The following is a 23,171-nucleotide window of genomic DNA, read 5'->3' as shown; positions in this document are numbered from 1 at the left end:
TTGGTGCGGCGGGGCCGCCGGGATCGGGGACAATGGGCGCCATGAGCGTTCGACCTGACACAGAAGCCGCTGCGCAGAAGGGCGCGGACCGCGCCCCCCACCGGGCCGGTTTCGCCTGCTTCGTGGGCCGCCCCAACGCGGGCAAGTCCACCCTCACGAACGCTCTGGTCGGCAAGAAGGTGGCGATCACCTCCAACCGCCCCCAGACCACCCGGCACACCGTGCGCGGCATCGTGCACCGCGAGGACGCGCAGCTGATCCTGGTCGACACCCCCGGCCTCCACAAGCCGCGCACGCTGCTGGGCGAGCGGCTCAACGACGTCGTGCGCACCACCTGGGCCGAGGTCGACGTCATCGGCTTCTGCCTGCCGGCCGACCAGAAGCTCGGCCCCGGCGACAAGTACATCGCCAAGGAACTGGCGGCGATCAAGAAGACGCCGAAGATCGCCATCATCACCAAGACCGACCTGGTCGACTCCAAGCAGCTCGCCGAGCAACTGCTCGCCGTCTCCCGCCTCGGCGAGGAGCTCGGTTTCGAGTGGGCCGAGATCATCCCGGTCTCCGCGGTGAAGGCGGAGCGGGAGGGCGGCGCCGGCACCGCCAGGGACGGGGGCAGGGGAGCCGGACAGGTCGCCCTGCTGGCCGACCTGATCGCCCCGCTGCTCCCGGAGAGCCCGCCGCTCTACCCGGAGGGCGACCTCACCGACGAGCCCGAGATGGTCATGGTCGCGGAGCTCATCCGCGAGGCCGCGCTCGAAGGCGTACGGGACGAGCTGCCGCACTCCATCGCGGTCGTCGTCGAGGAGATGCTGCCCCGCGAGAACCGCCCGGCGGACAAGCCGCTGCTCGACATCCACGCCAACGTCTACATCGAGCGCCCCAGCCAGAAGGGCATCATCATCGGCCCGAAGGGCAAGCGGCTGAAGGACGTCGGCACCAAGTCGCGCAAGCACATCGAGGCGCTCCTCGGCACGCCGGTCTTCCTGGACCTCCATGTGAAGGTGGCCAAGGACTGGCAGCGCGACCCCAAGCAGCTGCGCAAGCTCGGCTTCTGAGCCGCAGAGCCGCAGAGCCGCAGAGCCGTCGGGCCGCGGAGTCGTCGGGCCGGGCGGGGTACGGCGGTGTCGCCGCTCCCCGCCCGGCCCGACGGCGTCAGCCGGGAGGAATCGGCCTCACGCGCCCTCCTTCAGCACGCGTGAGACCAGCGCCCGCTGCGCGTCGGTCAGCTTCGGGTCCGCGCAGTGGACCGTACGGTCGCCGACCGTGATCCGGTACCGGAAGCCGTCCGGCACGCCCTCGGGCGGGGCGTCGTGGCCCGAGGCGAGGGCCGACTCGGCCAGCGCCTCCCACTCCGGCGCATCGGACAGTCCGGCGGTGTCGACCTCGCGTCGCCGCGCGACACCGGTGAAACCGCCGGTCCTGCTCACCTGAATCCGCATGTGCTGTGTCCTCCGTCGCCGGGCGGGGCCGCTCGGGCCGGATCGCCCTACGCGGTCGGGACGCCCACCTCCGACCACGCCTTCAGGACGGCCTCGGTCTCGTCGCCCTCCCCGAAGCGGCTGCGGGCCGCGTCGACCGTCAGCCGGGCGAAGTCCGCGAAGTCCGCGTCCACGGCCAGTCGACCACCTGTGAGCACATCGAACCAGAGCTGCCCGGCGCGTTCCCACGCGTTGCCGCCGAGCGCCGTCGCCAGCAGGTAGAACGCACGGTTCGGGATGCCGGAGTTGAGGTGCACCCCGCCGTTGTCGTCGCCGGTGTGGATGTAGTCCTCCATCGACGCCGGCTGCGGGTCCTTGCCGAGCACGTCGTCGTCGTACGCGGTGCCCGGCGCCTTCATCGAGCGCAGGGCGACGCCCTGGACGTCCGGTGCCAGCAGCCCGGCGCCGATCAGCCAGTCGGCCTGGTCGGCGCTCTGGCCCAGCGTGTACTGCTTGACCAGGGAACCGAAGACGTCGGACATCGACTCGTTGAGCGCGCCGGACTGGCCGTAGTAGCTCAGGTTGGCGGTGTACTGGGTCAGGCCGTGGGTCAGTTCGTGGGCGATCACGTCGATGGCGACGGTGAAGTCCACGAAGATCTCGCCGTCCCCGTCGCCGAAGACCATCTGCTCGCCGTCGAAGAAGGCGTTGTTGTACTTCTCGTCGTAGTGCACGGAACCGATCAGCGGCAGCCCGTTGCCGTCGATCGAACGGCGGCCGTACGCCTTGAGCAGCAGTTCGAAGGTGGAGCCGAGGCCCGCGTACGCGCGGTTGACGCTGGCGTCCTGCGTCGGGTCCTCGCCCTCGCCGCGGACCTTGGTACCGGGCAGCTGGGTGCCGTTGCGGCAGTCGTAGAGCGTGCGGTCGGGCTTGTCGGACGCCTCGCCGCCGGTCGCGGGGGAGGCGGGCACGGTGACGACCGTGGCCATCTGGCGCCGGGTGCGGCGGGCCGCGTCGGCCTCCAGGGTGCGCCGGGCGGGACCGGCGAGATCGGGGTTGTCGGACTGGGACAGCTTGTCGAGGAGGTGGGGCGGAACGATGGTGCAGAAGACGGGGTGGAACCCGTGCTGAGACTGAGTCGGCATACGGTCGACTGTGACACCGGGTGACGGTGATGTCACTGGAACGGCTCAGGATTGACGAAATGGAGTGATCTGTCACTGTTGGGCGTTTCCTGTCGCCGGTCCCGCATACTGATACGGGACCGACGCATCAGGAGCCTCTCGGTTAACCTCGTCGCATCATGCGTTTCGGGCTGCTTCTTCTTAGCTGCCGCGGCGAGGGCCTGTAGTCGTAGGCCGACCCCCTCCCCGCGGAGTCTTGTGTTGCAGCGACACAGTCGGCCGTCCCATTGGTTGGACCCCGAGGAGCCGTACGCCATGACCGCCGCAGATCCCGCCCAGACCACCGCCGCGACCCCCGTCGGCCGCCCCACGCCGATCACCAACGCGACGCGGCTGCAGAAGCCCTCCGGGATGCCGATCCACAAGTACGGCGTGTACGAGGCCGTCGACATCCCCGACCGCACCTGGCCGGACAACCGGATCACCGTCGCCCCCCGGTGGCTGTCCACCGACCTGCGCGACGGCAACCAGGCCCTGATCGACCCCATGTCGCCGGCCCGCAAGCGCGAGATGTTCGACCTGCTCGTACGCATGGGCTACAAGGAGATCGAGGTCGGCTTCCCGTCCTCCGGCGAGACCGACTTCGCGTTCGTCCGCTCCATCATCGAAGAGGGCGCGATCCCCGAGGACGTGACCATCTCCGTCCTGACCCAGGCCCGCGAGGACCTGATCGAGCGGACCGTGGAGTCCCTGGTCGGCGCCCACCGCGCCACCGTGCACCTGTACAACGCCACGGCGCCCACCTTCCGTCGGGTCGTCTTCCGCGGCTCGAAGGACGACATCAAGCAGATCGCCGTGGACGGCACCCGGCTGGTCATGGAGTACGCGGAGAAGCTGCTGGGCCCGGAGACGATCTTCGGCTACCAGTACAGCCCCGAGATCTTCACCGACACCGAGCTGGACTTCGCCCTGGAGGTCTGCGAGGCCGTCTGCGACGTCTGGCAGCCGGAGGAGGGCCGCGAGATCATCCTCAACCTGCCCGCCACCGTGGAGCGTTCGACGCCCTCCACGCACGCGGACCGGTTCGAGTGGATGTCGCGCAACCTGTCGCGCCGCGAGTTCGTCTGCCTGTCCGTCCACCCGCACAACGACCGGGGCACCGCCGTCGCCGCCGCCGAGCTGGCCCTGATGGCCGGTGCGGACCGCGTCGAGGGCTGCCTGTTCGGCCAGGGCGAGCGCACCGGCAACGTCGACCTGGTCACCCTGGGCATGAACCTGTTCTCGCAGGGTGTCGACCCGCAGATCGACTTCTCGCAGATCGACGAGATCCGCCGCACCAGCGAGTACTGCAACCAGATGGAGGTCCACCCGCGCCACCCCTACGCGGGCGACCTGGTCTACACCGCCTTCTCCGGCTCCCACCAGGACGCCATCAAGAAGGGCTTCGACGCCATGGAGGCCGACGCGGCCGCCCTGGGCAAAACCGTCGACGACATCGAGTGGGCCGTGCCGTACCTGCCGATCGACCCGAAGGACGTCGGCCGCAGCTACGAGGCCGTCATCCGGGTCAACTCGCAGTCCGGCAAGGGCGGAATCGCCTACGTCCTGAAGAACGACCACAAGCTGGACCTGCCGCGCCGGATGCAGATCGAGTTCTCCCGGATCATCCAGGCCAAGACGGACGCCGAGGGCGGCGAGGTCACCCCGACGCAGATCTGGGCCACCTTCCAGGACGAGTACCTGCCGAACCCGGAGAACACCTGGGGCCGGGTGCGCATCCGCACCGGACAGGTCACGACCGGCGCCGACGGCCGGGACACGATCACCGTCGAGGCGACGGTGGACGGCGCGGACACCGTGCTGACCGGCACCGGCAACGGTCCGATCTCCGCCTTCTTCGAAGCGCTGCAGGGCATCGGCATCGACGTCCGCCTGCTGGACTACAGCGAGCACACCATGAGCGAGGGCGCCAGCTCCCAGGCCGCCTCGTACATCGAGTGCGCGATCGACGGAAAGGTCCTGTGGGGCATCGGCATCGACGCCAACACCACGCGTTCCTCGCTGGAGGCGGTCGTCTCCGCGGTCAACCGCGCCGCCCGCTGACCCGGTCCCTCCGGGGGCGGTGAGCCGCCCCCGGTCCGAACCCCGTCCACCCGTGTCCGGTGGGCGGGGTTCGGCCATCTCCGGGCGGTTGTCGCGATCGGGGTACTGACGTCACATCACGACTGTGGTTAACATCACGTTCACGCGGCAATGTTGCCGGAGGGGGCACCTCCCGTGCCCTTCGGGCCACGGGGGAGTTACGGAGGTGTTCGACGTGCGGTCAGCCCTGGGACGACGTGCCATGAAGCTGCGCATCTGCGGCGTCCGCACGGCCTGGGACCCCGTGGGCGACGGCGAGTTCTTCTGCCCCGGCTGCGGCGGCGACCGCAACTACCGCCGGGTCGTCGGCCGGCGCCGCTTCGCGGTCCTCGGCGTACCGGTGCTGCGGCGCGGCACCGTGGGCCCCGTCGTCGAATGCGCCGCCTGCCGGGACCGCTTCGGTACCGACACCCTCGACCACCCCACCACCACCCGGCTCTCCGCCATGCTCAGGGAAGCCGTCCACACCGCCGTGCTCGGCGTCCTCACCGCGGGCGGCGCCACCTCCCGCCCGGTCCTGGAGACCGCGGCGGCCATCGTGCGCGGCGCCGGATTCGACGACTGCACCGAGGAACAGCTGCGCACCGTCGTCGAGGTCCTCGCCGCCGACATCGGCCCCGCCCCCGACCCCACGGCCGAGGCGTGCGGAGCGGCCCTCGTCATCGAACTGCACGAGGCGCTGGGCCCCCTCGCCCCGCACCTGGCCGCCGCCGGACGCGAATCGATCCTGCTGCAGGCCGCCCGGGTCGCGCTCGCCGACGGCCCCTACGGCCCGGCCGAGCGCGAGGTGCTGACCACGATCGGCGGCGCGCTGCGGATCGGCGCCGAGGACACCGCCCGGCTCCTCGCCGAGGCGGCCCGCACCCCCTCCTGACGCCCCGGCCGCCCCCGGCCGGGCGGAGGACGGGCCGGGGAACCGTTTCCGTGCCGGACAATGGACCCATGAGCTTGTTCCGGGACGACGGCGTGGTGCTGCGCACGCAGAAGCTGGGCGAGGCCGACCGGATCATCACGATCCTGACCCGCGGCCACGGCCGGGTGCGGGCGGTGGCCCGCGGGGTGCGGCGCACGAAGTCCAAGTTCGGGGCGCGGCTGGAACCCTTCTCCCACGTCGACGTGCAGTTCTTCGCCCGCGGCAGCGAACTGATCGGCCGCGGTCTGCCGCTGTGCACCCAGAGCGAGACGATCGCCCCGTACGGCGGCGGCATCGTCACCGACTACGCCCGCTACACCGCGGGCACCGCGATGCTGGAGACCGCCGAGCGGTTCACCGACCACGAGGGCGAACCCGCCATCCAGCAGTACCTGCTGCTCGTCGGCGCACTGCGCACCCTGGCCCGCGGCGAGCACGAGCCGCACCTGGTCCTCGACGCGTTCCTGCTGCGCTCCCTCGCCGTCAACGGCTACGCCCCCAGCTTCGAGGACTGCGCGAAGTGCGGAATGCCCGGACCCAACCGGTTCTTCTCCGTCGCGGCGGGCGGCGTCATATGCGCCGACTGCCGGGTGCCCGGCAGCGTCGTACCCTCGGCTGAGGCCGTCACCCTGCTGAGCGCTCTGCTCAGCGGCGACTGGGACACGGCGGACGCGTGCGAGCCGCGTCATGTCAGGGAGGGGAGCGGACTGGTGTCCGCCTATCTGCACTGGCATCTGGAGCGCGGATTGCGCTCACTGCGGTACGTAGAGAAGTGACACAGGCAGATCAGGCACAGGGAGCGAGACAGTTTCATGGCAGTACGCGGGATGCTCGGCGGCCGTAACCGGCGCGACTACAAGACCCCGGAGCCGCACCCGTCCGGTGCCACGCCCCCGAAGATCCCCGGCGAGCTCGTGCCCAAGCACGTGGCCGTCGTGATGGACGGCAACGGCCGCTGGGCCAAGGAGCGCGGCCTCCCGCGCACCGAGGGGCACAAGGTGGGCGAGGGCGTCGTCATGGACGTCCTCAAGGGCTGCATCGAGATGGGGGTCAAGAACCTCTCGCTGTACGCGTTCTCCACCGAGAACTGGAAGCGGTCCCCGGAAGAGGTGAAGTTCCTGATGAACTTCAACCGGGACGTCATCCGCCGCCGCCGCGACGAGATGGACGAGCTGGGCATCCGCATCCGCTGGGTGGGCCGCATGCCCAAGCTGTGGAAGTCCGTCGTCCAGGAGCTCCAGGTAGCCCAGGAGCAGACCAAGGACAACGACAAGATGACGCTGTACTTCTGCGTCAACTACGGCGGCCGGGCCGAGATCGCCGACGCCGCGCAGCGCATCGCGCGGGACGTCGCGGCCGGGAAGCTGGACCCGTCCAAGGTCAACGAGAAGACCTTCGCGAAGTACATCTACTACCCGGACATGCCGGACGTCGACCTCTTCGTCCGCCCCAGCGGCGAGCAGCGCACCTCCAACTACCTGATCTGGCAGAGCGCCTACGCCGAGATGGTCTTCCAGGACGTGCTCTGGCCGGACTTCGACCGCCGCGACCTGTGGCGGGCCTGCCTGGAGTACGCCCAGCGCGACCGCCGCTTCGGCGGCGCGGTGGAGGCGTCGCAGCAGCCCGCGGGGTGAACGCGGAGGGGCCCGGGGCATGCCGCCCCGGGCCCCTCGGCCGTGTCCGTGCCGTCACTCCTTCGTGGCCGCGCACTCCGCGCACGTACCGAAGATCTCCACGGTGTGCGCGACGTTCACGTACCCGTGCTGGGAGGCGATCGTCTCCGCCCACTGCTCCACGGCGGGACCCTCGACCTCCACGGCCTTGCCGCACATCCGGCACACCAGATGGTGGTGGTGGTCCCCGGTCGAGCAGCGGCGGTACACGGACTCGCCGTCCGTGGTGCGCAGCACGTCCACCTCGCCCGCGTCGGCGAGGGACTGGAGCGTGCGGTAGACGGTGGTCAGCCCGACGGAGTCGCCGCGGTGCTTGAGCACGTCGTGCAGCTCCTGGGCGCTGCGGAACTCGTCCACCTCGTCGAGCGCCGCAGCAACCGCCGCCCGCTGCCGGGTGGACCGGCCACGTACCGGGGCCGCGTTCGTTCCACTGATCGGCGCCGTCGCCACAGCAGCCTCCTCGTGTCGCCCGTACCTGTGTCGGGCCATTGTGCCAGCCCGCCGGGGCCTCAGACCCGGAGATCGTCCGCGGCGGGCCGGGCGTCCGGCACCTCCGTCGCCGACACCTCCAGGGTGCACTCCCGGGCCGCCGTGTCGCCGAGGCGGGCGCGCCTCCTGGCCAGCGGGGTCGCGAGCACCGTCAGCGCGACGAAGACCGCGATGGCCAGCAGCACGATCGTCGCGCCGGGCGGGACGTCCTGGTAGTACGAGGTCACGGTGCCGGCCAGGGTCACCGCCGTGCCGATGGCGACCGCCAGCACGAACGTCACCTTGAAGGACCGGGAGATCTGCTGGGCGGCCGCGACCGGCACCACCATCAGCGCACTGACCAGCAGCAGCCCGACGACCCGCATCGCCACGGTGACGGTCACCGCGGCGGTGACGGCGACCAGCAGGTTCAGCGCGCGCACCGGCAGCCCGGTGACCCGGGCGAACTCCTCGTCCTGGCTGACCGCGAACAGCTGCCGCCGCAGCCCCAGCGTCACCAGCAGCACGAAGGCGGCCAGCAGGCAGATCGCGGTGATGTCCTCGGGGGAGACCGTGGCCAGGGAACCGAAGAGGTACGAGGTGAGGTTGGCGTTGGAGCCGGTGTCGGAGAGGTTGATCAGCAGTACGCCGCCCGCCATGCCGCCGTAGAACAGCATGGCCAGCGCGATGTCGCCGCGGGTGCGCCCGTACCAGCGGATCAGCTCCATCACGACGGCGCCCGCGACGGCGACGGCCGTGGCCATCCACACCGGGCTGGTGGAGAGCAGGAAGCCGAGGCCGACACCGGTCATCGCGATGTGCCCGATGCCGTCGCCCATCAGGGCCTGGCGGCGCTGGACGAGGTAGACGCCGACGGAGGGGGCGATGACGCCGACCAGTACGGCGGCGAGCAGGGCCCGCTGCATGAAGGGGGGTTCGAGGAATTCCATGATCAGCTCAGCAGTCCCGTCCGGACGGGCTCGGAGGCCGCGTGGGGGTGTACGTGGTCGTGGCCGGGCAGGGCGTGCTGGCCCAGCGCCTTCGGGGGCGGCCCGTCGTGCATCACACAGCCGTCGCGCAGCACGACCGCGCGGTCGATCAGCGGCTCCAGCGGGCCCAGCTCGTGCAGCACGAGCAGGACCGTGGTGTCGGCCGCGACCTGTTCGCGCAGGGTCGAGGCGAGGATCTCCTGGCTGGCCAGGTCGACGCCGGCCATCGGCTCGTCCATGATCAGCAGCTCCGGTTCGGCGGCCAGCGCACGGGCGATCAGCACCCGCTGGTGCTGTCCGCCGGAGAGCGCGTCCACCGAGTCCTTGGCCCGGTCGGCGAGGCCGACCAGCTCGATGGCCCGGTCGACGGCGGCCCGGTCGGCCCGGCGGAGCAGGCCCAGCCGCGCCCGGGACAGCCGTCCGGAGGAGACGACCTCGTGGACCGTGGCGGGGACGCCGCCGGCCGCCGTGGTGCGCTGGGGCACGTAGCCCACGCGCGCCCAGGAGCGGAAGCGGCGCAGCGGGGTGCCGAACAGTTCGACGGAGCCGCCGGTGAGCGGGACCTGGCCGATGACGGAGCGCACGGCGGTCGACTTGCCCGAACCGTTGGCGCCGAGCAGGGCGACGACCTCGCCGCGATGGACGGTCAGGTCGATGCCGCGCAGCACCGGGCGCGCGCCGAGCGTGGCCGTGGCGCCCCGCAGGGCTATCACGGGGTCGGGCGTGGTGCTTCCGGACTCGGGCATGGACGCCTCCGATGCTGCTGTGGCGGGTGTTGCGTGGGTCACTTCGCGCCGAGCGCCTTCTGGAGGGCCGCGAGGTTGGACCGCATGACCTCGGTGTAGTCGGCGCCCTCGGACTTGTCCGTGATTCCTTCGAGCGGGTCCAGGACATCGGTCCTCAGACCGGTGTCCCGGGCGAGGGTCTTCGCGGTCCGGTCGCTGGCGAGCGTCTCGAAGAACACGGTGGTGGCCCCGTCCTTCTTCGCGATGGTGTGGATCTCGTCGATCCGGGCGGGGCTGGGCTCGGCCTCGGGGTCGACGCCGGCGATGCCCTCCTGGAGGAGGCCGTAGCGCTCGGCGAGGTAGCCGAAGGCGGAGTGGGTGGTGATGAAGGTCCTGGTGGCGGTGGTCCGCAGCCCGTCCTCGAACGCCTTGTCCAGGCCGTCGAGCTCGGTGACCAGGGCCCGGGTGTTCTTGCGGTAGTCCGCGGCGTGGTCCGGGTCGGCCTTCTCCAGGGACTTGCCGACGCCCTCGGCGACCTCGGCGTACTTCACCGGGTCCAGCCAGACGTGGGGGTCGCCGCCGGCCTCGTCGCCGTGTTCGTGACCGTGCTCGTCGCCCTCGGCCCCGTGGTCGTGGTCGTCGCCGCCGGTCTCGGTGCCGTGCTTCTCCAGCGTGGTGAGCGTCGCGGCGTCGACGGCGTCCTTCGCCCCGGACTGCTCGATGGCGTCGTCCACGGCGGGCTGGATGCCCTTGAGGTACAGGATGTAGTCGGCGTCGGTGAGTCCGCCGATCTGCCGCGGGCTGAGCTCCAGGTCGTGCGGCTCGACGCCCGGCTTGGTCAGCGTGGTGACGGAGACGTGGTCGCCGCCTATGCGCTCGGCCAGGAACTGCATCGGGTAGAACGAGGCCACCACGTCCAGCTTGTCGCCGTTCTTGCGGTCCGCGGCGTCCGAGGAGGAGCAGGCGGTGAGGGCCGTGAGGCCGAGGGCGACCGCTCCGGCGATGGCGGCGGTGGGTATGAGGCGGCTTACGTTCATGACAGTCATTTTCAACAAAACTGGAAACGATTGTCAACAAGCCCGATGAGATGACCATGTGACCGGCAGTGGTGACCGGCCGTGCCGATACCGATTTGATCGGAGGGGCGTGCCCGCCGGTAATCTGAGGTATTCGCCCACACGCCTCCTGAACACCACCCCCCACCGAGGCGCTTCGCGTCACCCCTGTCCGTTTTCGTCGTCGTAATGAAGAGAGCACCGTGGCCGCCGACAAGATCGACTCCATCGTCAGCCTGAGCAAGCGCCGTGGCTTCGTCTACCCCTGCAGCGAGATCTACGGAGGCCAGCGGGCCGCCTGGGACTACGGGCCGCTGGGCGTCGAGATGAAGGAGAACCTCAAGCGCCAGTGGTGGCGCTACATGGTCACCGCGCGCGAGGACGTGGTCGGCATCGACTCGTCGGTCATCCTGGCCCCCGAGGTCTGGTCCGCCTCCGGCCACGTCGCCACGTTCACCGACCCGTTGACCGAGTGCACCTCCTGCCACAAGCGCTTCCGCGCCGACCACCTGGAGGAGGCGTACGAGGAGAAGCACGGTCACGCGCCCGCGAACGGCCTGGCCGAGCTCAACTGCCCCAACTGCGGCAACAAGGGCACCTTCACCGAGCCCAAGCAGTTCTCGGGCCTGCTCTCCACCCACCTCGGCCCGACCCAGGACTCCGGCTCGGTCGCCTACCTGCGCCCCGAGACCGCCCAGGGCATCTTCACCAACTTCGGCCAGGTCCTGCAGACCTCGCGCAAGAAGCCGCCGTTCGGCATCGCCCAGATGGGCAAGTCCTTCCGCAACGAGATCACGCCGGGCAACTTCATCTTCCGCACCCGCGAGTTCGAGCAGATGGAGATGGAGTTCTTCGTCAAGCCGGGCGAGGACGAGGAGTGGCAGCAGTACTGGATGGACCAGCGCTGGAACTGGTACACGGACCTCGGCATGCGCGAGGAGAACATGCGCTGGTACGAGCACCCGAAGGAGAAGCTCTCCCACTACTCCAAGCGCACCGCCGACATCGAGTACCGCTTCCGCTTCGGCGGCAGCGAGTGGGGTGAGCTGGAGGGCGTCGCCAACCGCACGGACTACGACCTCAAGGCGCACTCCGAGGCCTCGGGCACCGACCTGCTCTACTTCGACCAGGAGGCCGGCGAGCGCTGGACCCCGTACGTCATCGAGCCGGCGGCCGGTGTCGGGCGCGCGATGCTCGCCTTCCTCCTCGACGCCTACATCGAGGACGAGGCGCCCAACGCCAAGGGCGTCATGGAGAAGCGCACCGTGATGCGTCTCGACCCGCGCCTGGCGCCGGTCAAGGTCGCCGTCCTGCCGCTGTCGCGCAACCAGCAGCTGTCGCCGAAGGCCAAGGGCCTCGCGGCCGACCTGCGGAAGAACTGGAACATCGAGTTCGACGACGCGGGCGCCATCGGCCGCCGCTACCGCCGTCAGGACGAGATCGGCACCCCGTTCTGCGTCACCGTCGACTTCGACACCCTCGACGACAACGCGGTGACCGTGCGCGAGCGCGACACCATGAAGCAGGAGCGCGTCTCCCTGGACCAGATCCAGGCGTACCTCGCCGCCCGCCTCATCGGCTGCTGATCCACCGCACCACCCACGAAGCCCCGGTTCCCGCACGGAGCCGGGGCTTCGGCGTGCCCGCACCCACGTCCGGGCCTGCGCCCGGCCTGGCGAAAAGCGGGTGCGACGACGGAGCGGGCCGGGGTACGGTGCCGCCATGTATTCGTTCTTCCAGATCTACGAGTGAGAGCGCGGCGGGTCCGACCACCCGCCGCTCACCGGACTGAACCCAGGTCGCCCCAGACCTCACTTCGCACCATGAACGGGAGAACACCGTGGCCAAGAGCCGCAACAACCTCCTCGGCGTGGGCGGACAGCGCAAGAAGCTGTCCCGCGCCGACCAGCAGGGCGTGGGCTCCGCCCGCGTCACCGACCGCAAGGCGGCGGCCGACCAGAAGCAGGAGCTGCTGCGCAGGATGCGCGAGCGCGCCCAGCCGGGCACGGCCCCCGCGTCGCCGGAGGCACAGCCGGACACCGCGGACACCGCGGACGCCTCCGCGCAGCCGGACGCCGCCGGACAGGACGCGTCGGACCGGGGCTGACGCTCTCCGCACCATCCGTACGACCGTGGGCCCGGATCACCAGGTGATCCGGGCCCACGCCCGTTGCCCGACGCTCCGCGCTCACGCCACCCGGCGCGGCAGCCGCAGACTGAGCAGCGTCGTCAGCACGATCGCGGCCAGCTGCACCAGCAGCGTCACGACCAGCGCGTCCCGCATGCCCGAGCCCGGGACCAGCGAGAGGAACAGGGTGCCGAGCGTGGCCACGCCCAGCGCCAGCGACGCCTGCTGGGTCGTCGTCATCACCCCGCCGCCGACCCCGGCCCGCGCGGCCGGTACGCCGGAGAGCACGATGCGGAAGAGGACGGGCAGCTGGAGCCCCTGCCCCAGCCCGGCGACCGCCACGCCCGGCAGCAGTCCCAGCGGCCCGAGGCCCGGCCACCTCCCCCACACCGTGAGCACGAGCACCAGCACACCCGCCGCCTGGATCAGCCCGCCGGCCGTCACGACCCGGCTGCCGTACCGCCGCACCAGCCGAGGACCGGCGAGCGACGCCACGAAGAAGGCCGCCGCCATCGGGGCCAGCGCCAGTCCCGCCGCCGCCGGACCCAGCCGCAGCCCCTGCTGGAGGGCGACCGCGATGACGAACATGAAGCCGCCGAAGCCGATCGAGAACGGCACCACCAGGGCCAGCCCGCGCCGCAGCGACTCCAGCCGCAGCAGGCTCGGCGGCACCAGCGGCTCCCGCCCGAGCCGGTCGGCCCGCAGCTCGACGCGGTAGAAGGCGTACGCGGAGAACGGGAACAGGGCCAGGCAGACCCAGGTCCACACCGGCCACCCGGCCGCGCGCCCCTCCGTCAGCGGGGCGAGCAGCGTCACCAGCGACGCGGTCAGCAGCAGCGTGCCCGGCACGTCGACGGGCGAGGGCCGGTCCGAGCGGGTCTCCGGCACCGCGCGGGCGGCCAGCACCAGCCCCACCGCCGCCACCGGCACGTTCACCAGGAACACCGAACGCCACCCCGCGCTCTGGCCGAACACCGAGGACAGCGGTGCGGCGGCGACGAGGACCCCGCCGAGCATCTGGCCCGCGACCATGGAGAGCCCGGCGGTCGCCCCGTACAGGCTCATCGCCCGTGCCCTGCGGTGTCCCGAGGTGGCCGCCTGGATGGTGGCGAGCACCTGCGGCAGCATCAGCGCGGCCGCCGCCCCCTGCGCGACCCGCGCCCCGACGAGCGTCCAGGCGTCCGGGGCGAGCCCGCAGGCGAGCGAGGTGATGCCGAAGGCGGCCATGCCCAGCAGGAAGAGCCGGCGCCGCCCCACCATGTCGCCGAGCCGGCCGCCGACCACGAGGAGCACGGCATAGGCGAGGCCGTACCCCGCGACGACCAGTTCGAGCACGGCGGGACCGGCGGCCAGGTCGCGGTCGATCGTCGGCAGGGCGACGTTCACGATGAAGAAGTCGATGAGCGGCAGCGCCGCACCGAGCAGCACGGTGAACAGCCCGAGCGCACCGAGGACCGGCGCGGAGCGGTCGTGCCGCACCGCGGCGGGGGAGGGGGCGATGCCTTGTGTCCGTACGGTTGATTGACTCACGCCACCGAGCGTCGCCGCTCGCCCAGCCTGGTACCAGAGTGTCCTTATCCTGGTATCAGGAGCACCAGGTACGGGGTCGGCCCGTTCGGCACGCTGGAGGCATGACGACGATGGCGCAGAACCCGCCCGGGGCACCGGGGACGCGACCGGCCCCGGCACGGCACGAACTCCCGCGCCCCGCGGAGCAGTCCGCGCCCGAGATCCGCCGCCACGAGCTCGCGGACTTCCTGCGCAGCCGCCGCGAGCGGATCACCCCCGAACAGGTCGGGCTGCCCCGGGGACCGCGCAGGCGCACCCCCGGACTGCGCCGCGAGGAGGTCGCCCAGCTCTCCGCCGTGGGCGTCACCTGGTACACCTGGCTGGAGCAGGCCCGCGACATCCAGGTCTCGCCCCAGGTCCTCGACGCCCTCGCCCGCGCCCTGCTGCTCGACCCCGGCGAGCGCGGCCACCTCTTCTCGCTGGCCGCCGCCGTCGACCCGTCGCCGGGCACGGAGTACCCGAGCGTGACCCCGGCGCTGCGCCGGATGCTGGAACAGCTGGACCCCATCCCGGCCTGCGTCCAGAACAGCCGCTACGACATCCTCGCGTACAACAGGACCTACGCCCGGCTGCTCTGCGACCTGGACGCGGTCGCCCCCGAGGACCGCAACTGCATGATCCTCGCGTACACCGATCCGCAGTGGCGCTCCTCCGTCGTGGACCTCCCCGGGGTGACCCGGCTGATGGCCGCCAAGTTCCGCAGGGCGATGGCCGAGCACCTGGCCGAGCCCGCGTGGAAGGCGCTCCTCCAGCGGCTGGAGCTCTTGCCGGAGTTCCGGGAGATCTGGGCGCGGCACGAGGTGGTGGGCGCCGGCTCCCGGACCAAGGTCTTCCGCAACGCCCACGTCGGACTGCTCCGTCTGGAACACACCGACCTGTGGCTCGGCCCCTCGTCCGGGCCGCGCATGGTGACGTACGCCCCCGCCGACGAGGAGACCGCGCAGCGGCTGCGGCGCCTCCGGAGCCTGTCGGACGACCTCTGACGGGGTGACCGACAGCCTTCGGGCCGGGCGATCGACGGCGTTCGGCCCGGACGACCGACGACCGGACGACCGGCGGCCTTCGGGCCGGACGACCTCTGACCGGGCGGCAGGCGGCCGGGAGGCCGGCCCCCGGTGGAGGCCCGGCCGTCGGTGGGGCCCTTCAGGACCTGGAGTCCGCCGAGGTCCGGTCCCCGGCCGGGGAGGACTTCGGCTCCAGCCGTTCCGCGGTCCGCCGGGCCGTCTCCCGTGCCCAGCGCCCGCTGGTCAGCGCCCCCACCAGCAGCACGCACAACCCGCACCCGCCGATGATCCACCAGGCGGGCTTGCTCGCGTCCACGAAGGCGGTGGCGTACGCGGCGCCGCGCGGCGACCCGGTGCCCGCCACCCCCGCCGCCAGCACCGCACCGATCACGGCGACCCCGAGCGTCCCGCCGATCTGCCGGCTGGTCGAGGCGACCGCGGCCGCCACCCCGGCCTGCGCGCGCGGCATCCCGGAGACGGCGGTGTTGGTGATCGGCGCGTTCACCATGCCGAAGCCGAGCCCGAACAGCACGAAGCCGGTGAACAGCAGGGTGTCGTCCGTCTCCGCGTCGAGCGCGGCGAACAGCACCCCGCACGCCGTCATGGCCACGCCCGCCACGAGCAGCGGCAGCCGGGGCCCACGGCTGCCGACGAGCCGCCCCGAGAGCGGCGCGCAGACGAAGGTGAGGGCCGCCATCGGCAGCATGTACAGACCTGCGTGCAGGGCGCTCAGCCCGCGCACGTTCTGCAGGTACAGGGTGTTGAGGAAGAGGAACCCGCTCAGCGCGGCGAACGAGCAGACCGCGATGGCGGTGGCGCCGCTGAACGGGGCGCTGTGGAAGAACCGCAGGTCGATGAGGGGCTCGGCGCGCCGGGGCTCGTACAGCAGCAGTCCGGCGAGCGAGCCCGCGGCGAGCGCGGCGAAGACCAGGATGCGGGCCGAGGTCCAGCCCGCCGAGGGCGCCTCGATGATCGCGTACGTCAGCGAGCCGAGCAGCCCGATCACCAGCAGCTGTCCCACCGGGTCGGGGCGGCGCGGCCGAGGGGCGCGGGACTCGGGGACGTAGCGCCAGGTGAGCAGGAACGCGGCGATCCCGACCGGCAGGTTGACCCAGAAGATCGACCGCCAGCCGACCGAGTCCACCAGCAGACCGCCGACCAGCGGTCCCGCGGCCATGGAGATGCCGACGACACCGCCCCACACCCCGATGGCGCGGGCCCGCTCGCGCGGGTCGGTGAAGGTGTTGGTGATGATCGACATCGCGACGGGGTTGAGCATCGAGCCGCCCACCGCCTGCACCATCCGGAACGCCACCAGCGACTCCAGGTTCGGCGCCAGCGAGCAGAGCAGCGAACCGAGGGTGAACAGGACGAGCCCGGCCTTGAAGACCTTCCGGCGCCCGATCCGGTCGGCGGTGGAGCCCGCGAGCATCAGCAGCGAGGCCAGGACGAGGGTGTAGGCGTCGATCGTCCACTGCATGCCCGCGACGGTGGCGTGCAGCTCCTTCTGCATGGCGGGCAGGGCGACATTGAGCACGGTGTTGTCGAGGCTGACGATCAGCAGGCTCATGCAGCAGATCGCCAGTACCAACTGCCGTCGGCGGGGGCTCAGCTCAGGCATACATGGATAGTACGTTTAACTAACGAACTCCGCCGGTGGGCCGCCTCGCCCGGTACGCGACAATGGAGCAATGACCACGCTCGCCCCCTCGCCCCCGCAGCTCCGGATCGGCCCGCACACGGTGCAGCCGCCCGTGGTGCTGGCCCCCATGGCCGGCATCACCAACGCCCCCTTCCGCACCCTGTGCCGGGAGTTCTCCGGCGGCAAGGGGCTGTTCGTCAGCGAGATGATCACCACGCGGGCGCTGGTCGAGCGCAACGAGAAGACCATGCAGCTCATCCACTTCGACGCGAGCGAGACCCCGCGCTCGATCCAGCTGTACGGAGTGGACCCGGTCACCGTCGGCAAGGCCGTCCGGATGATCGTCGACGAGGACCTCGCCGACCACATCGACCTGAACTTCGGCTGCCCGGTCCCCAAGGTGACCCGCAAGGGCGGCGGCTCGGCCCTCCCGTACAAGCGGCCGCTGCTGCGCGCGATCCTCAACCAGGCGGTCTCCAACGCGGGCGACCTGCCGGTCACCATCAAGATGCGCAAGGGCATCGACGACGACCACACCACCTACCTGGACGCGGGCCGGATCGCGGTCGAGGAGGGCGTCACGGCCGTCGCCCTGCACGGCAGGACGGCCGCCCAGCACTACGGCGGGACCGCCGACTGGGACGCCATCGCCCGGCTCAAGGAGCACGTCCCGGAGATCCCCGTCCTCGGCAACGGCGACATCTGGTGCGCGGACGACGCGCTGCGGATGATGCGTGAGACCGGCTGCGACGGCGTGGTCGTGGGGCGCGGCTGCCTGGGCCGGCCCTGGCTCTTCGGCGACCTGGTGAACGCCTTCGAGGGCGCGGGGGAGAGGGCGTCCGGCGCGGACGCGCCCCGTACCGGCGCGGCGCCGGGGCTGCGCGAGGTCGCCGACGTCATGGTGCGGCACGCGACGCTGCTCGGAGAGTGGATCGGCGACGAGGCGCGGGGCGTGATCGACTTCCGCAAGCACGTCGCCTGGTACCTCAAGGGCTTCTCGGTCGGCTCCGAGATGCGCAAGAAGCTCGCGGTCACCTCCTCGCTGGAGGAGCTGGCCGGGCAGCTCGCGGAGCTGGACCTGGACCAGCCGTGGCCGGACGGCGCGGACGGGCCGCGCGGGCGCACCTCGGGCAACAACCGCGTGGTGCTGCCGGACGGCTGGCTGAAGGACCCGTACGACTGCGCGGGCGTCAGCCCGGACGCGGAACTGGACACCTCGGGCGGCTGAGACCGCCGGGACCGGCCGGGACCGGCTCCGGGGGTGACCGGGAGAACGGTCGGGGGCGGTCGGGGACCGGGTGAAGGAGGCCGGGAGGCGGCGTCCGGGAACGCTCCCGGGCCTCCCCTTCCGGGACTCCTCCGGTCCCTCTGGGCACGCGGCGCCATGGGCACCGCGTGCCTCTTCTTTTGCCCCGCTCATCTGAGCGCTTCATTCGGCGGGATTCGGCGACGGTTCGGTCGGAACGTGTCTCGAACCCATCGGGAACGGGCGTCGCACCCCGGGTTGGATCACGCTCGGCTCACTTCCGATGATCGCTACGTGACCTCCTCCCGCCGATCAGGCGTCCGGATGGTGACATCTGAGCGTCGTCCGTAGAGTGATTCTCGCCACCCTGAGAGCTTCATCGCTCAGATGAGCGTAATTTCGAGAACTGCATTTCTCAAATGATGGCACTGGGTGCCAGGAGGTCTCACTTTGATCGATCGACGCTTCCAATGCGCATGGTGATCAATGTGAGGGAATCTCGCCACGTTACGTGTTTATGTGTTCAAGAGTTGTATGAATGATGCCGATCGGGAGGGAGATCGTGTCACTTTCGATCTGCTGGCGGACGGGTGGTTGAGACCTCATGACGCGCAAGTGGACGTACCCAGACACCTTCGATCTGGGTATGTTCCTCGCCGTCAGGGCAGCCACCGCGTCCTCGAGGAGTCGAGACCCGTGTCGGAAAACAAAGATCCCCAGGTAACCACCCCGGAGACCCAGGGCCAGAAGTTCGTCTACGACTTCACCGAGGGCAACAAGGATCTGAAGGATCTCCTCGGCGGCAAGGGCGCGAACCTCGCCGAGATGACCAACCTCGGTCTCCCCGTCCCTCCGGGCTTCACCATCACCACCGAGGCCTGCAAGGTCTACCTGGAGAGCGGCGCGGAGCCGGCGGAGCTGCGCGACGAGGTCAGCGCGCACCTCGACGCCCTTGAGACGCGGATGGGCAAGAAGCTCGGCCAGGCCGACGACCCGCTGCTGGTCTCGGTCCGCTCCGGCGCGAAGTTCTCGATGCCCGGCATGATGGACACGGTCCTCAACATCGGCCTCTCGGACGAGTCCGTGGCCGGTCTCGCCACGCAGGCCGGTGACGAGCGGTTCGCCTGGGACTCCTACCGCCGGCTCATCCAGATGTTCGGCAAGACCGTCCTCGGCGTCGACGGCGAGCTCTTCGAGGAGGCGCTGGAGGCGGCGAAGGAGGCCAAGGGCGTCACGGTCGACGTCGACCTGGACGCGGCCGACCTCAAGAAGCTGGTCAAGCAGTTCAAGAAGATCGTCGTGCGGGACGCCGGGCGCGACTTCCCGCAGGACCCGCGCGAGCAGATGGACCTGGCCATAAAGGCGGTCTTCGACTCGTGGAACACCGACCGGGCCAAGCTCTACCGCCGCCAGGAGCGCATCCCCGGCGACCTCGGCACCGCCGTCAACGTCTGCTCGATGGTCTTCGGCAACCTCGGCCCCGACTCCGGCACCGGTGTCGCCTTCACCCGTGACCCGGCCAGCGGCCACCAGGGCGTCTACGGCGACTACCTGCAGAACGCGCAGGGCGAGGACGTCGTCGCCGGCATCCGCAACACCATGCCGCTCGCCGAGCTGGAGTCGATCGACAAGAAGTCGTACGACCAGCTGATGCAGATCATGGAAACCCTCGAGACGCACTACAAGGACCTGTGCGACATCGAGTTCACCATCGAGCGCGGCCGGCTGTGGATGCTCCAGACCCGGGTCGGCAAGCGCACCGCCGGTGCCGCCTTCCGGATCGCCACCCAGCTCGTCGACCAGGGCCTGATCGACGAGGCCGAGGCGCTCCAGCGGGTCAACGGGGCGCAGCTGGCGCAGCTGATGTTCCCGCGCTTCGACGAGGACGCGAGGACCGAGCTGCTGGGCCGGGGCATCGCCGCCTCGCCGGGCGCCGCCGTCGGCAAGGCCGTCTTCGACTCGTACACCGCGGTCAAGTGGTCCCGTTCCGGCGAGAAGGTCATCCTGATCCGCCGCGAGACCAACCCCGACGACCTCGACGGCATGATCGCGGCCGAGGGCATCCTGACCTCGCGCGGCGGCAAGACCTCGCACGCCGCCGTCGTGGCGCGCGGCATGGGCAAGACCTGTGTCTGCGGCGCCGAGGACCTGGAGGTCGACACCAAGCGCCGTCGGATGACGGTGGGCGGCCGGGTCATCGAGGAGGGCGACGTCGTCTCCATCGACGGCTCCACCGGCAAGGTGTACCTCGGTGAGGTCCCCGTCGTGCCGTCCCCGGTCGTCGAGTACTTCGAGGGCCGGATGCACGCGGGTGCCGACGACGCCGACGAGCTGGTCGCCGCCGTGCACCGGATCATGGCGTACGCGGACCGGGTGCGCCGGCTGCGGGTGCGGGCCAACGCCGACAACGCCGAGGACGCGCTGCGGGCCCGCCGCTTCGGCGCCCAGGGCATCGGCCTGTGCCGCACCGAGCACATGTTCCTCGGCGAGCGCCGCGAGATGGTCGAGAAGCTGATCCTTGCGGACACTGACGTCGAGCGCGAGGCGGCGCTGGACGAGCTGCTCCCGCTCCAGAAGGCCGACTTCATCGAGCTGTTCGAGGCGATGGACGGGCTGCCCGTCACCGTGCGGCTGCTCGACCCGCCGCTGCACGAGTTCCTGCCGGACATCACGGAGCTGTCGGTGCGCGTCGCGCTCGCCGAGTCCCGCAAGGACGCCAACGAGAACGACCTGCGCCTGCTCCAGGCCGTGCACAAGCTGCACGAGCAGAACCCGATGCTGGGCCTGCGCGGCGTGCGCCTCGGTCTCGTCATCCCGGGCCTGTTCGCCATGCAGGTGCGGGCGATCGCCGAGGCCGCGGCCGAGCGGAAGAACGCCAAGGGCGACCCGCGCGCCGAGATCATGATCCCGCTCGTCGGCACGGTCCAGGAGCTGGAGATCGTCCGCGAGGAGGCCGACCAGGTCATCGCCGAGGTCGAGGCCGCCACCGGCACCCGGCTGAAGCTCACCATCGGCACGATGATCGAGCTGCCGCGCGCCGCGCTGACCGCCGGTCAGATCGCCGAGGCCGCGCAGTTCTTCTCCTTCGGCACGAACGACCTGACCCAGACGGTGTGGGGCTTCTCCCGCGACGACGTGGAGGCCTCGTTCTTCACCGCGTACCTGGAGAAGGGCATCTTCGGGGTGTCGCCGTTCGAGACGATCGACAAGGACGGCGTCGGCTCGCTGGTCCGCAGCGCCGTCGCGGCCGGCCGGGCCACCCGCCCGGACCTGAAGCTCGGGGTCTGCGGCGAGCACGGCGGCGACCCGGAGTCGGTGCACTTCTTCCACGAGGTGGGTCTGGACTACGTGTCCTGCTCCCCGTTCCGCATCCCCGTCGCCCGCCTCGAAGCGGGCCGGGCGGCGGCGGAATCGCAGGGCAGCGACAGCCGCTGACCCGACGACGCGGTCCCTGACCCGACAGCGCGGTCCTCGACCCGACACCGCGGTCCCTGACCCGGAGCCGCCGCCGGAACACCACCCTCACCGGCCCGGCGGCGGTTCCGGAACCCCGGAGGCGGCGACACCCTGTGCGGGGGTGTCGCCGCCTCGCTTTGCCCCGGGGCAATGTCTGTTCGAAGGTCGGCCTTTTCTTCGCCCATTCATGGGTTCGTTCAATCGCTGGTTCGTTCAATACGCAAAGAAGTGGGCTGGAAGGGCCGGGACGCGGTCCATGGATCCCCACCCATGGACCGCCCCGGGGTTACCCCCATCGGGTACGGAGCCGCACCGTCGCGCACCGCCGCCGAACGAGCAAAACCCCCCACGGCCTTCACTCGCTCTTCCGGTGGCTCCGGATACGCACCCGACGTCGTACAGCTTTTCGGGTGACATGCCCCGAGGGCGAGGCGTTTCACCTGTGGCCGAAACCTCGTGGTGACGTGCTGTTACGGGTCGCATACTCTTGGGCGGGGGTAATTGCAGGTGCAACAGGTGGGGGCCCGGTGCTGCGTATCCATATGTCCGGAGTGGACCTCTCCAAGGTGAGGATGGCCACCCGGCCGGATGCACTGTGGGAAACCATTCTGAGTTTTCACCGCTTGCGGGACCGGCGCGGTTCCGCGGTGTTCGGGAAATGGCGTACGGAAACCCGGCCCCGGCTGAGTGGTGAAGTACGCCTGCTGGCCGCCGTGATTCCACCGCGCGGCTATTTTCCGGATTTTCTGACGCCTTCTCAGGAAGGCGGCGAGCCCTACGGCATCGACGCCGGAATGGAGGCCCTGCGCGGCACGTCGCCCGCCCGCGTCCGCGCCGAGCTCGCCCTGCTGTCCGCCGAACGCCGCGACGCGGCCCGCTGTCCGGGCGGCGACGAGGGGGAGATCGCCCGGCTCGTCGGCGCCCTGCGCGGCTACCACCGCGCCGCGATCGAGCCGTACTGGCCGCACATCCGGGCCAGCGTCGAGGCCGACCGCGCCATACGCGGCCGCGCGCTCCTGGACGGCGGCGCGCACGAACTGCTCGCCTCCCTGCCGCCGATGATCCGCTGGCGGGCGCCCGTGCTGGAGGCGGACTACCCCGTGGACCGGGAGATCCGGCTGGACGGGCGGGGGCTGCTGCTCCAGCCGTCCTACTTCTGCCGCGTCACCCCCGTCGTCTACCGCGACCCCCGGCTCCCACCGGTCCTCGTCTACCCCGTCACCCACTCCAGGGCCCCCGTCTTCGCCGAGCCCGAACCCGGCCCCTGGCTCGGCAGACTCCTCGGCAACACCCGCTCCACCGTCCTGAACGCCATCGGCAACGGCTGCACGACCAGCGAACTGGCCCTGCGCGCCGGGGTCTCCCTCGCCTCGGCGAGCCAGCACGCCTGTGTGCTGCGCGAGGCGGGCCTGATCCACACGATGCGGCACGGCGGTTCGGTCCTGCACACGCTGACCCCGTTGGGCGGATCACTGCTCCGGGGCGGCGCCCCGCTCGCCATGTCATGAGGCGCACCCGCCGGGCCCGTCGGCCGTGTGGCGGGGCCCGTCGACCGCACCAGCCGGGCCCGTCGGCCGCATCGCCGGGCCCATCGACCCGTGGCGAGAAAACTTCTGCGG

At 70.9% G+C, this 23,171-nt stretch carries 19 protein-coding genes; 11 read left to right on the top strand and 8 right to left on the bottom strand.

The window, feature by feature from the left end:
* Positions 1 to 32: 32 nt before the first annotated feature.
* On the top strand, positions 33 to 1,055 hold the full coding sequence (era, locus tag ABZZ04_RS08135; RefSeq protein ID WP_187438508.1) for a GTPase Era: 1,023 nt from the start codon (positions 33 to 35) through the stop codon (positions 1,053 to 1,055).
* 117 nt (positions 1,056 to 1,172) lie between these two features.
* Here era and ABZZ04_RS08130 read toward each other — a convergent pair whose 3' ends face one another.
* Positions 1,173 to 1,439 carry a protealysin inhibitor emfourin gene (locus ABZZ04_RS08130; RefSeq protein WP_356931365.1) on the bottom strand — a complete coding sequence of 89 codons (267 nt, stop codon included), beginning with the start codon at positions 1,437 to 1,439 and terminating at the stop codon, positions 1,173 to 1,175.
* A 47-nt stretch (positions 1,440 to 1,486) separates the two neighbouring features.
* On the bottom strand, positions 1,487 to 2,563 hold the full coding sequence (locus ABZZ04_RS08125) for a M4 family metallopeptidase (protein WP_356931364.1): 1,077 nt from the start codon (positions 2,561 to 2,563) through the stop codon (positions 1,487 to 1,489).
* A gap of 294 nt (positions 2,564 to 2,857) precedes the next feature.
* Between ABZZ04_RS08125 and leuA the strand changes: the two genes are divergently transcribed.
* The 4 genes from leuA (at position 2,858) to ABZZ04_RS08105 (ending at position 7,231) form a co-directional block, all read left to right on the top strand.
* Entirely contained in the window at positions 2,858 to 4,645 is a 1,788-nt protein-coding gene (gene leuA / locus ABZZ04_RS08120; RefSeq protein ID WP_356931363.1) for a 2-isopropylmalate synthase, read from the top strand.
* 241 nt (positions 4,646 to 4,886) lie between these two features.
* Positions 4,887 to 5,558, top strand: a complete 672-nt coding sequence (locus ABZZ04_RS08115; protein WP_356931520.1) for a TerB family tellurite resistance protein — start codon at positions 4,887 to 4,889, stop codon at positions 5,556 to 5,558.
* 68 nt (positions 5,559 to 5,626) lie between these two features.
* Positions 5,627 to 6,373 (top strand): DNA repair protein RecO, encoded by a 747-nt coding sequence (gene recO, locus ABZZ04_RS08110; RefSeq protein WP_356931362.1) that lies wholly within the window; start codon positions 5,627 to 5,629, stop codon positions 6,371 to 6,373.
* A 36-nt stretch (positions 6,374 to 6,409) separates the two neighbouring features.
* Positions 6,410 to 7,231, top strand: a complete 822-nt coding sequence (locus ABZZ04_RS08105) for an isoprenyl transferase (RefSeq protein ID WP_356931361.1) — start codon at positions 6,410 to 6,412, stop codon at positions 7,229 to 7,231.
* A 54-nt stretch (positions 7,232 to 7,285) separates the two neighbouring features.
* Here the strand turns inward: ABZZ04_RS08105 and ABZZ04_RS08100 are convergent, their stop codons facing one another.
* From ABZZ04_RS08100 to ABZZ04_RS08085, 4 genes are read right to left on the bottom strand one after another with little or no spacing between them, the layout of a single operon-like run.
* Entirely contained in the window at positions 7,286 to 7,720 is a 435-nt protein-coding gene (locus ABZZ04_RS08100; protein ID WP_148835023.1) for a Fur family transcriptional regulator, read from the bottom strand.
* A 59-nt stretch (positions 7,721 to 7,779) separates the two neighbouring features.
* Positions 7,780 to 8,688 carry a metal ABC transporter permease gene (locus ABZZ04_RS08095; protein WP_356931360.1) on the bottom strand — a complete coding sequence of 303 codons (909 nt, stop codon included), beginning with the start codon at positions 8,686 to 8,688 and terminating at the stop codon, positions 7,780 to 7,782.
* 2 nt (positions 8,689 to 8,690) lie between these two features.
* Positions 8,691 to 9,473 carry a metal ABC transporter ATP-binding protein gene (locus ABZZ04_RS08090; RefSeq protein ID WP_356931359.1) on the bottom strand — a complete coding sequence of 261 codons (783 nt, stop codon included), beginning with the start codon at positions 9,471 to 9,473 and terminating at the stop codon, positions 8,691 to 8,693.
* A 38-nt stretch (positions 9,474 to 9,511) separates the two neighbouring features.
* Entirely contained in the window at positions 9,512 to 10,489 is a 978-nt protein-coding gene (locus ABZZ04_RS08085; protein ID WP_356931358.1) for a metal ABC transporter substrate-binding protein, read from the bottom strand.
* Positions 10,490 to 10,710: 221 nt separating this feature from the next.
* On the opposite strand from ABZZ04_RS08085, the gene ABZZ04_RS08080 reads away from it, so the two are divergent.
* A complete protein-coding gene (locus tag ABZZ04_RS08080) occupies positions 10,711 to 12,093 on the top strand; it encodes a glycine--tRNA ligase (protein WP_356931357.1) in 1,383 nt (460 codons plus the stop codon).
* 254 nt (positions 12,094 to 12,347) lie between these two features.
* Positions 12,348 to 12,614, top strand: coding sequence for a DUF6243 family protein (locus tag ABZZ04_RS08075; protein ID WP_356931356.1), 267 nt, complete (start codon positions 12,348 to 12,350; stop codon positions 12,612 to 12,614).
* An 81-nt stretch (positions 12,615 to 12,695) separates the two neighbouring features.
* On the opposite strand, the gene ABZZ04_RS08070 is transcribed toward ABZZ04_RS08075, so the two are convergent.
* Positions 12,696 to 14,114 (bottom strand): MFS transporter, encoded by a 1,419-nt coding sequence (locus ABZZ04_RS08070; protein WP_356931519.1) that lies wholly within the window; start codon positions 14,112 to 14,114, stop codon positions 12,696 to 12,698.
* A gap of 152 nt (positions 14,115 to 14,266) precedes the next feature.
* On the opposite strand from ABZZ04_RS08070, the gene ABZZ04_RS08065 reads away from it, so the two are divergent.
* Positions 14,267 to 15,187 carry a helix-turn-helix transcriptional regulator gene (locus tag ABZZ04_RS08065; RefSeq protein ID WP_356931355.1) on the top strand — a complete coding sequence of 307 codons (921 nt, stop codon included), beginning with the start codon at positions 14,267 to 14,269 and terminating at the stop codon, positions 15,185 to 15,187.
* A 160-nt stretch (positions 15,188 to 15,347) separates the two neighbouring features.
* Here ABZZ04_RS08065 and ABZZ04_RS08060 read toward each other — a convergent pair whose 3' ends face one another.
* Positions 15,348 to 16,829 (bottom strand): MFS transporter, encoded by a 1,482-nt coding sequence (locus ABZZ04_RS08060; protein WP_356931354.1) that lies wholly within the window; start codon positions 16,827 to 16,829, stop codon positions 15,348 to 15,350.
* Between the two features lie 70 nt (positions 16,830 to 16,899).
* Between ABZZ04_RS08060 and dusB the strand changes: the two genes are divergently transcribed.
* The 3 genes from dusB (at position 16,900) to ABZZ04_RS08045 (ending at position 23,060) form a co-directional block, all read left to right on the top strand.
* Positions 16,900 to 18,078, top strand: coding sequence for a tRNA dihydrouridine synthase DusB (dusB, locus tag ABZZ04_RS08055; protein ID WP_356931353.1), 1,179 nt, complete (start codon positions 16,900 to 16,902; stop codon positions 18,076 to 18,078).
* Positions 18,079 to 18,792: 714 nt separating this feature from the next.
* A complete protein-coding gene (gene ppdK, locus ABZZ04_RS08050; protein WP_356931352.1) occupies positions 18,793 to 21,531 on the top strand; it encodes a pyruvate, phosphate dikinase in 2,739 nt (912 codons plus the stop codon).
* 548 nt (positions 21,532 to 22,079) lie between these two features.
* A complete protein-coding gene (locus ABZZ04_RS08045) occupies positions 22,080 to 23,060 on the top strand; it encodes a winged helix-turn-helix domain-containing protein (protein WP_356931351.1) in 981 nt (326 codons plus the stop codon).
* Positions 23,061 to 23,171 lie beyond the last annotated feature (111 nt).

The sequence above is a fragment of the Streptomyces sp. NPDC006435 genome (assembly GCF_040612315.1).
Classification (GTDB): domain Bacteria; phylum Actinomycetota; class Actinomycetes; order Streptomycetales; family Streptomycetaceae; genus Streptomyces.
The sequence above is the reverse complement of the archived record's forward strand: the minus strand, read 5'-3'. Positions and strand labels throughout refer to the sequence as shown.

Coding starts and splice junctions, on each gene's coding strand:
- ABZZ04_RS08125 (WP_356931364.1), bottom strand. CDS start 2,563: ATGCCGACTCAGTCTCAGCACGGGTTCCACCCCGTCTTCTGCACCATC.
- recO (WP_356931362.1), top strand. CDS start 5,627: ATGAGCTTGTTCCGGGACGACGGCGTGGTGCTGCGCACGCAGAAGCTG.
- leuA (WP_356931363.1), top strand. CDS start 2,858: ATGACCGCCGCAGATCCCGCCCAGACCACCGCCGCGACCCCCGTCGGC.
- ABZZ04_RS08085 (WP_356931358.1), bottom strand. CDS start 10,489: ATGAACGTAAGCCGCCTCATACCCACCGCCGCCATCGCCGGAGCGGTC.
- ABZZ04_RS08115 (WP_356931520.1), top strand. CDS start 4,887: ATGAAGCTGCGCATCTGCGGCGTCCGCACGGCCTGGGACCCCGTGGGC.
- ABZZ04_RS08060 (WP_356931354.1), bottom strand. CDS start 16,829: ATGCCTGAGCTGAGCCCCCGCCGACGGCAGTTGGTACTGGCGATCTGC.
- ABZZ04_RS08065 (WP_356931355.1), top strand. CDS start 14,267: ATGACGACGATGGCGCAGAACCCGCCCGGGGCACCGGGGACGCGACCG.
- ABZZ04_RS08130 (WP_356931365.1), bottom strand. CDS start 1,439: ATGCGGATTCAGGTGAGCAGGACCGGCGGTTTCACCGGTGTCGCGCGG.
- ABZZ04_RS08095 (WP_356931360.1), bottom strand. CDS start 8,688: ATGGAATTCCTCGAACCCCCCTTCATGCAGCGGGCCCTGCTCGCCGCC.
- era (WP_187438508.1), top strand. CDS start 33: ATGGGCGCCATGAGCGTTCGACCTGACACAGAAGCCGCTGCGCAGAAG.
- ABZZ04_RS08105 (WP_356931361.1), top strand. CDS start 6,410: ATGGCAGTACGCGGGATGCTCGGCGGCCGTAACCGGCGCGACTACAAG.
- dusB (WP_356931353.1), top strand. CDS start 16,900: ATGACCACGCTCGCCCCCTCGCCCCCGCAGCTCCGGATCGGCCCGCAC.
- ABZZ04_RS08090 (WP_356931359.1), bottom strand. CDS start 9,473: ATGCCCGAGTCCGGAAGCACCACGCCCGACCCCGTGATAGCCCTGCGG.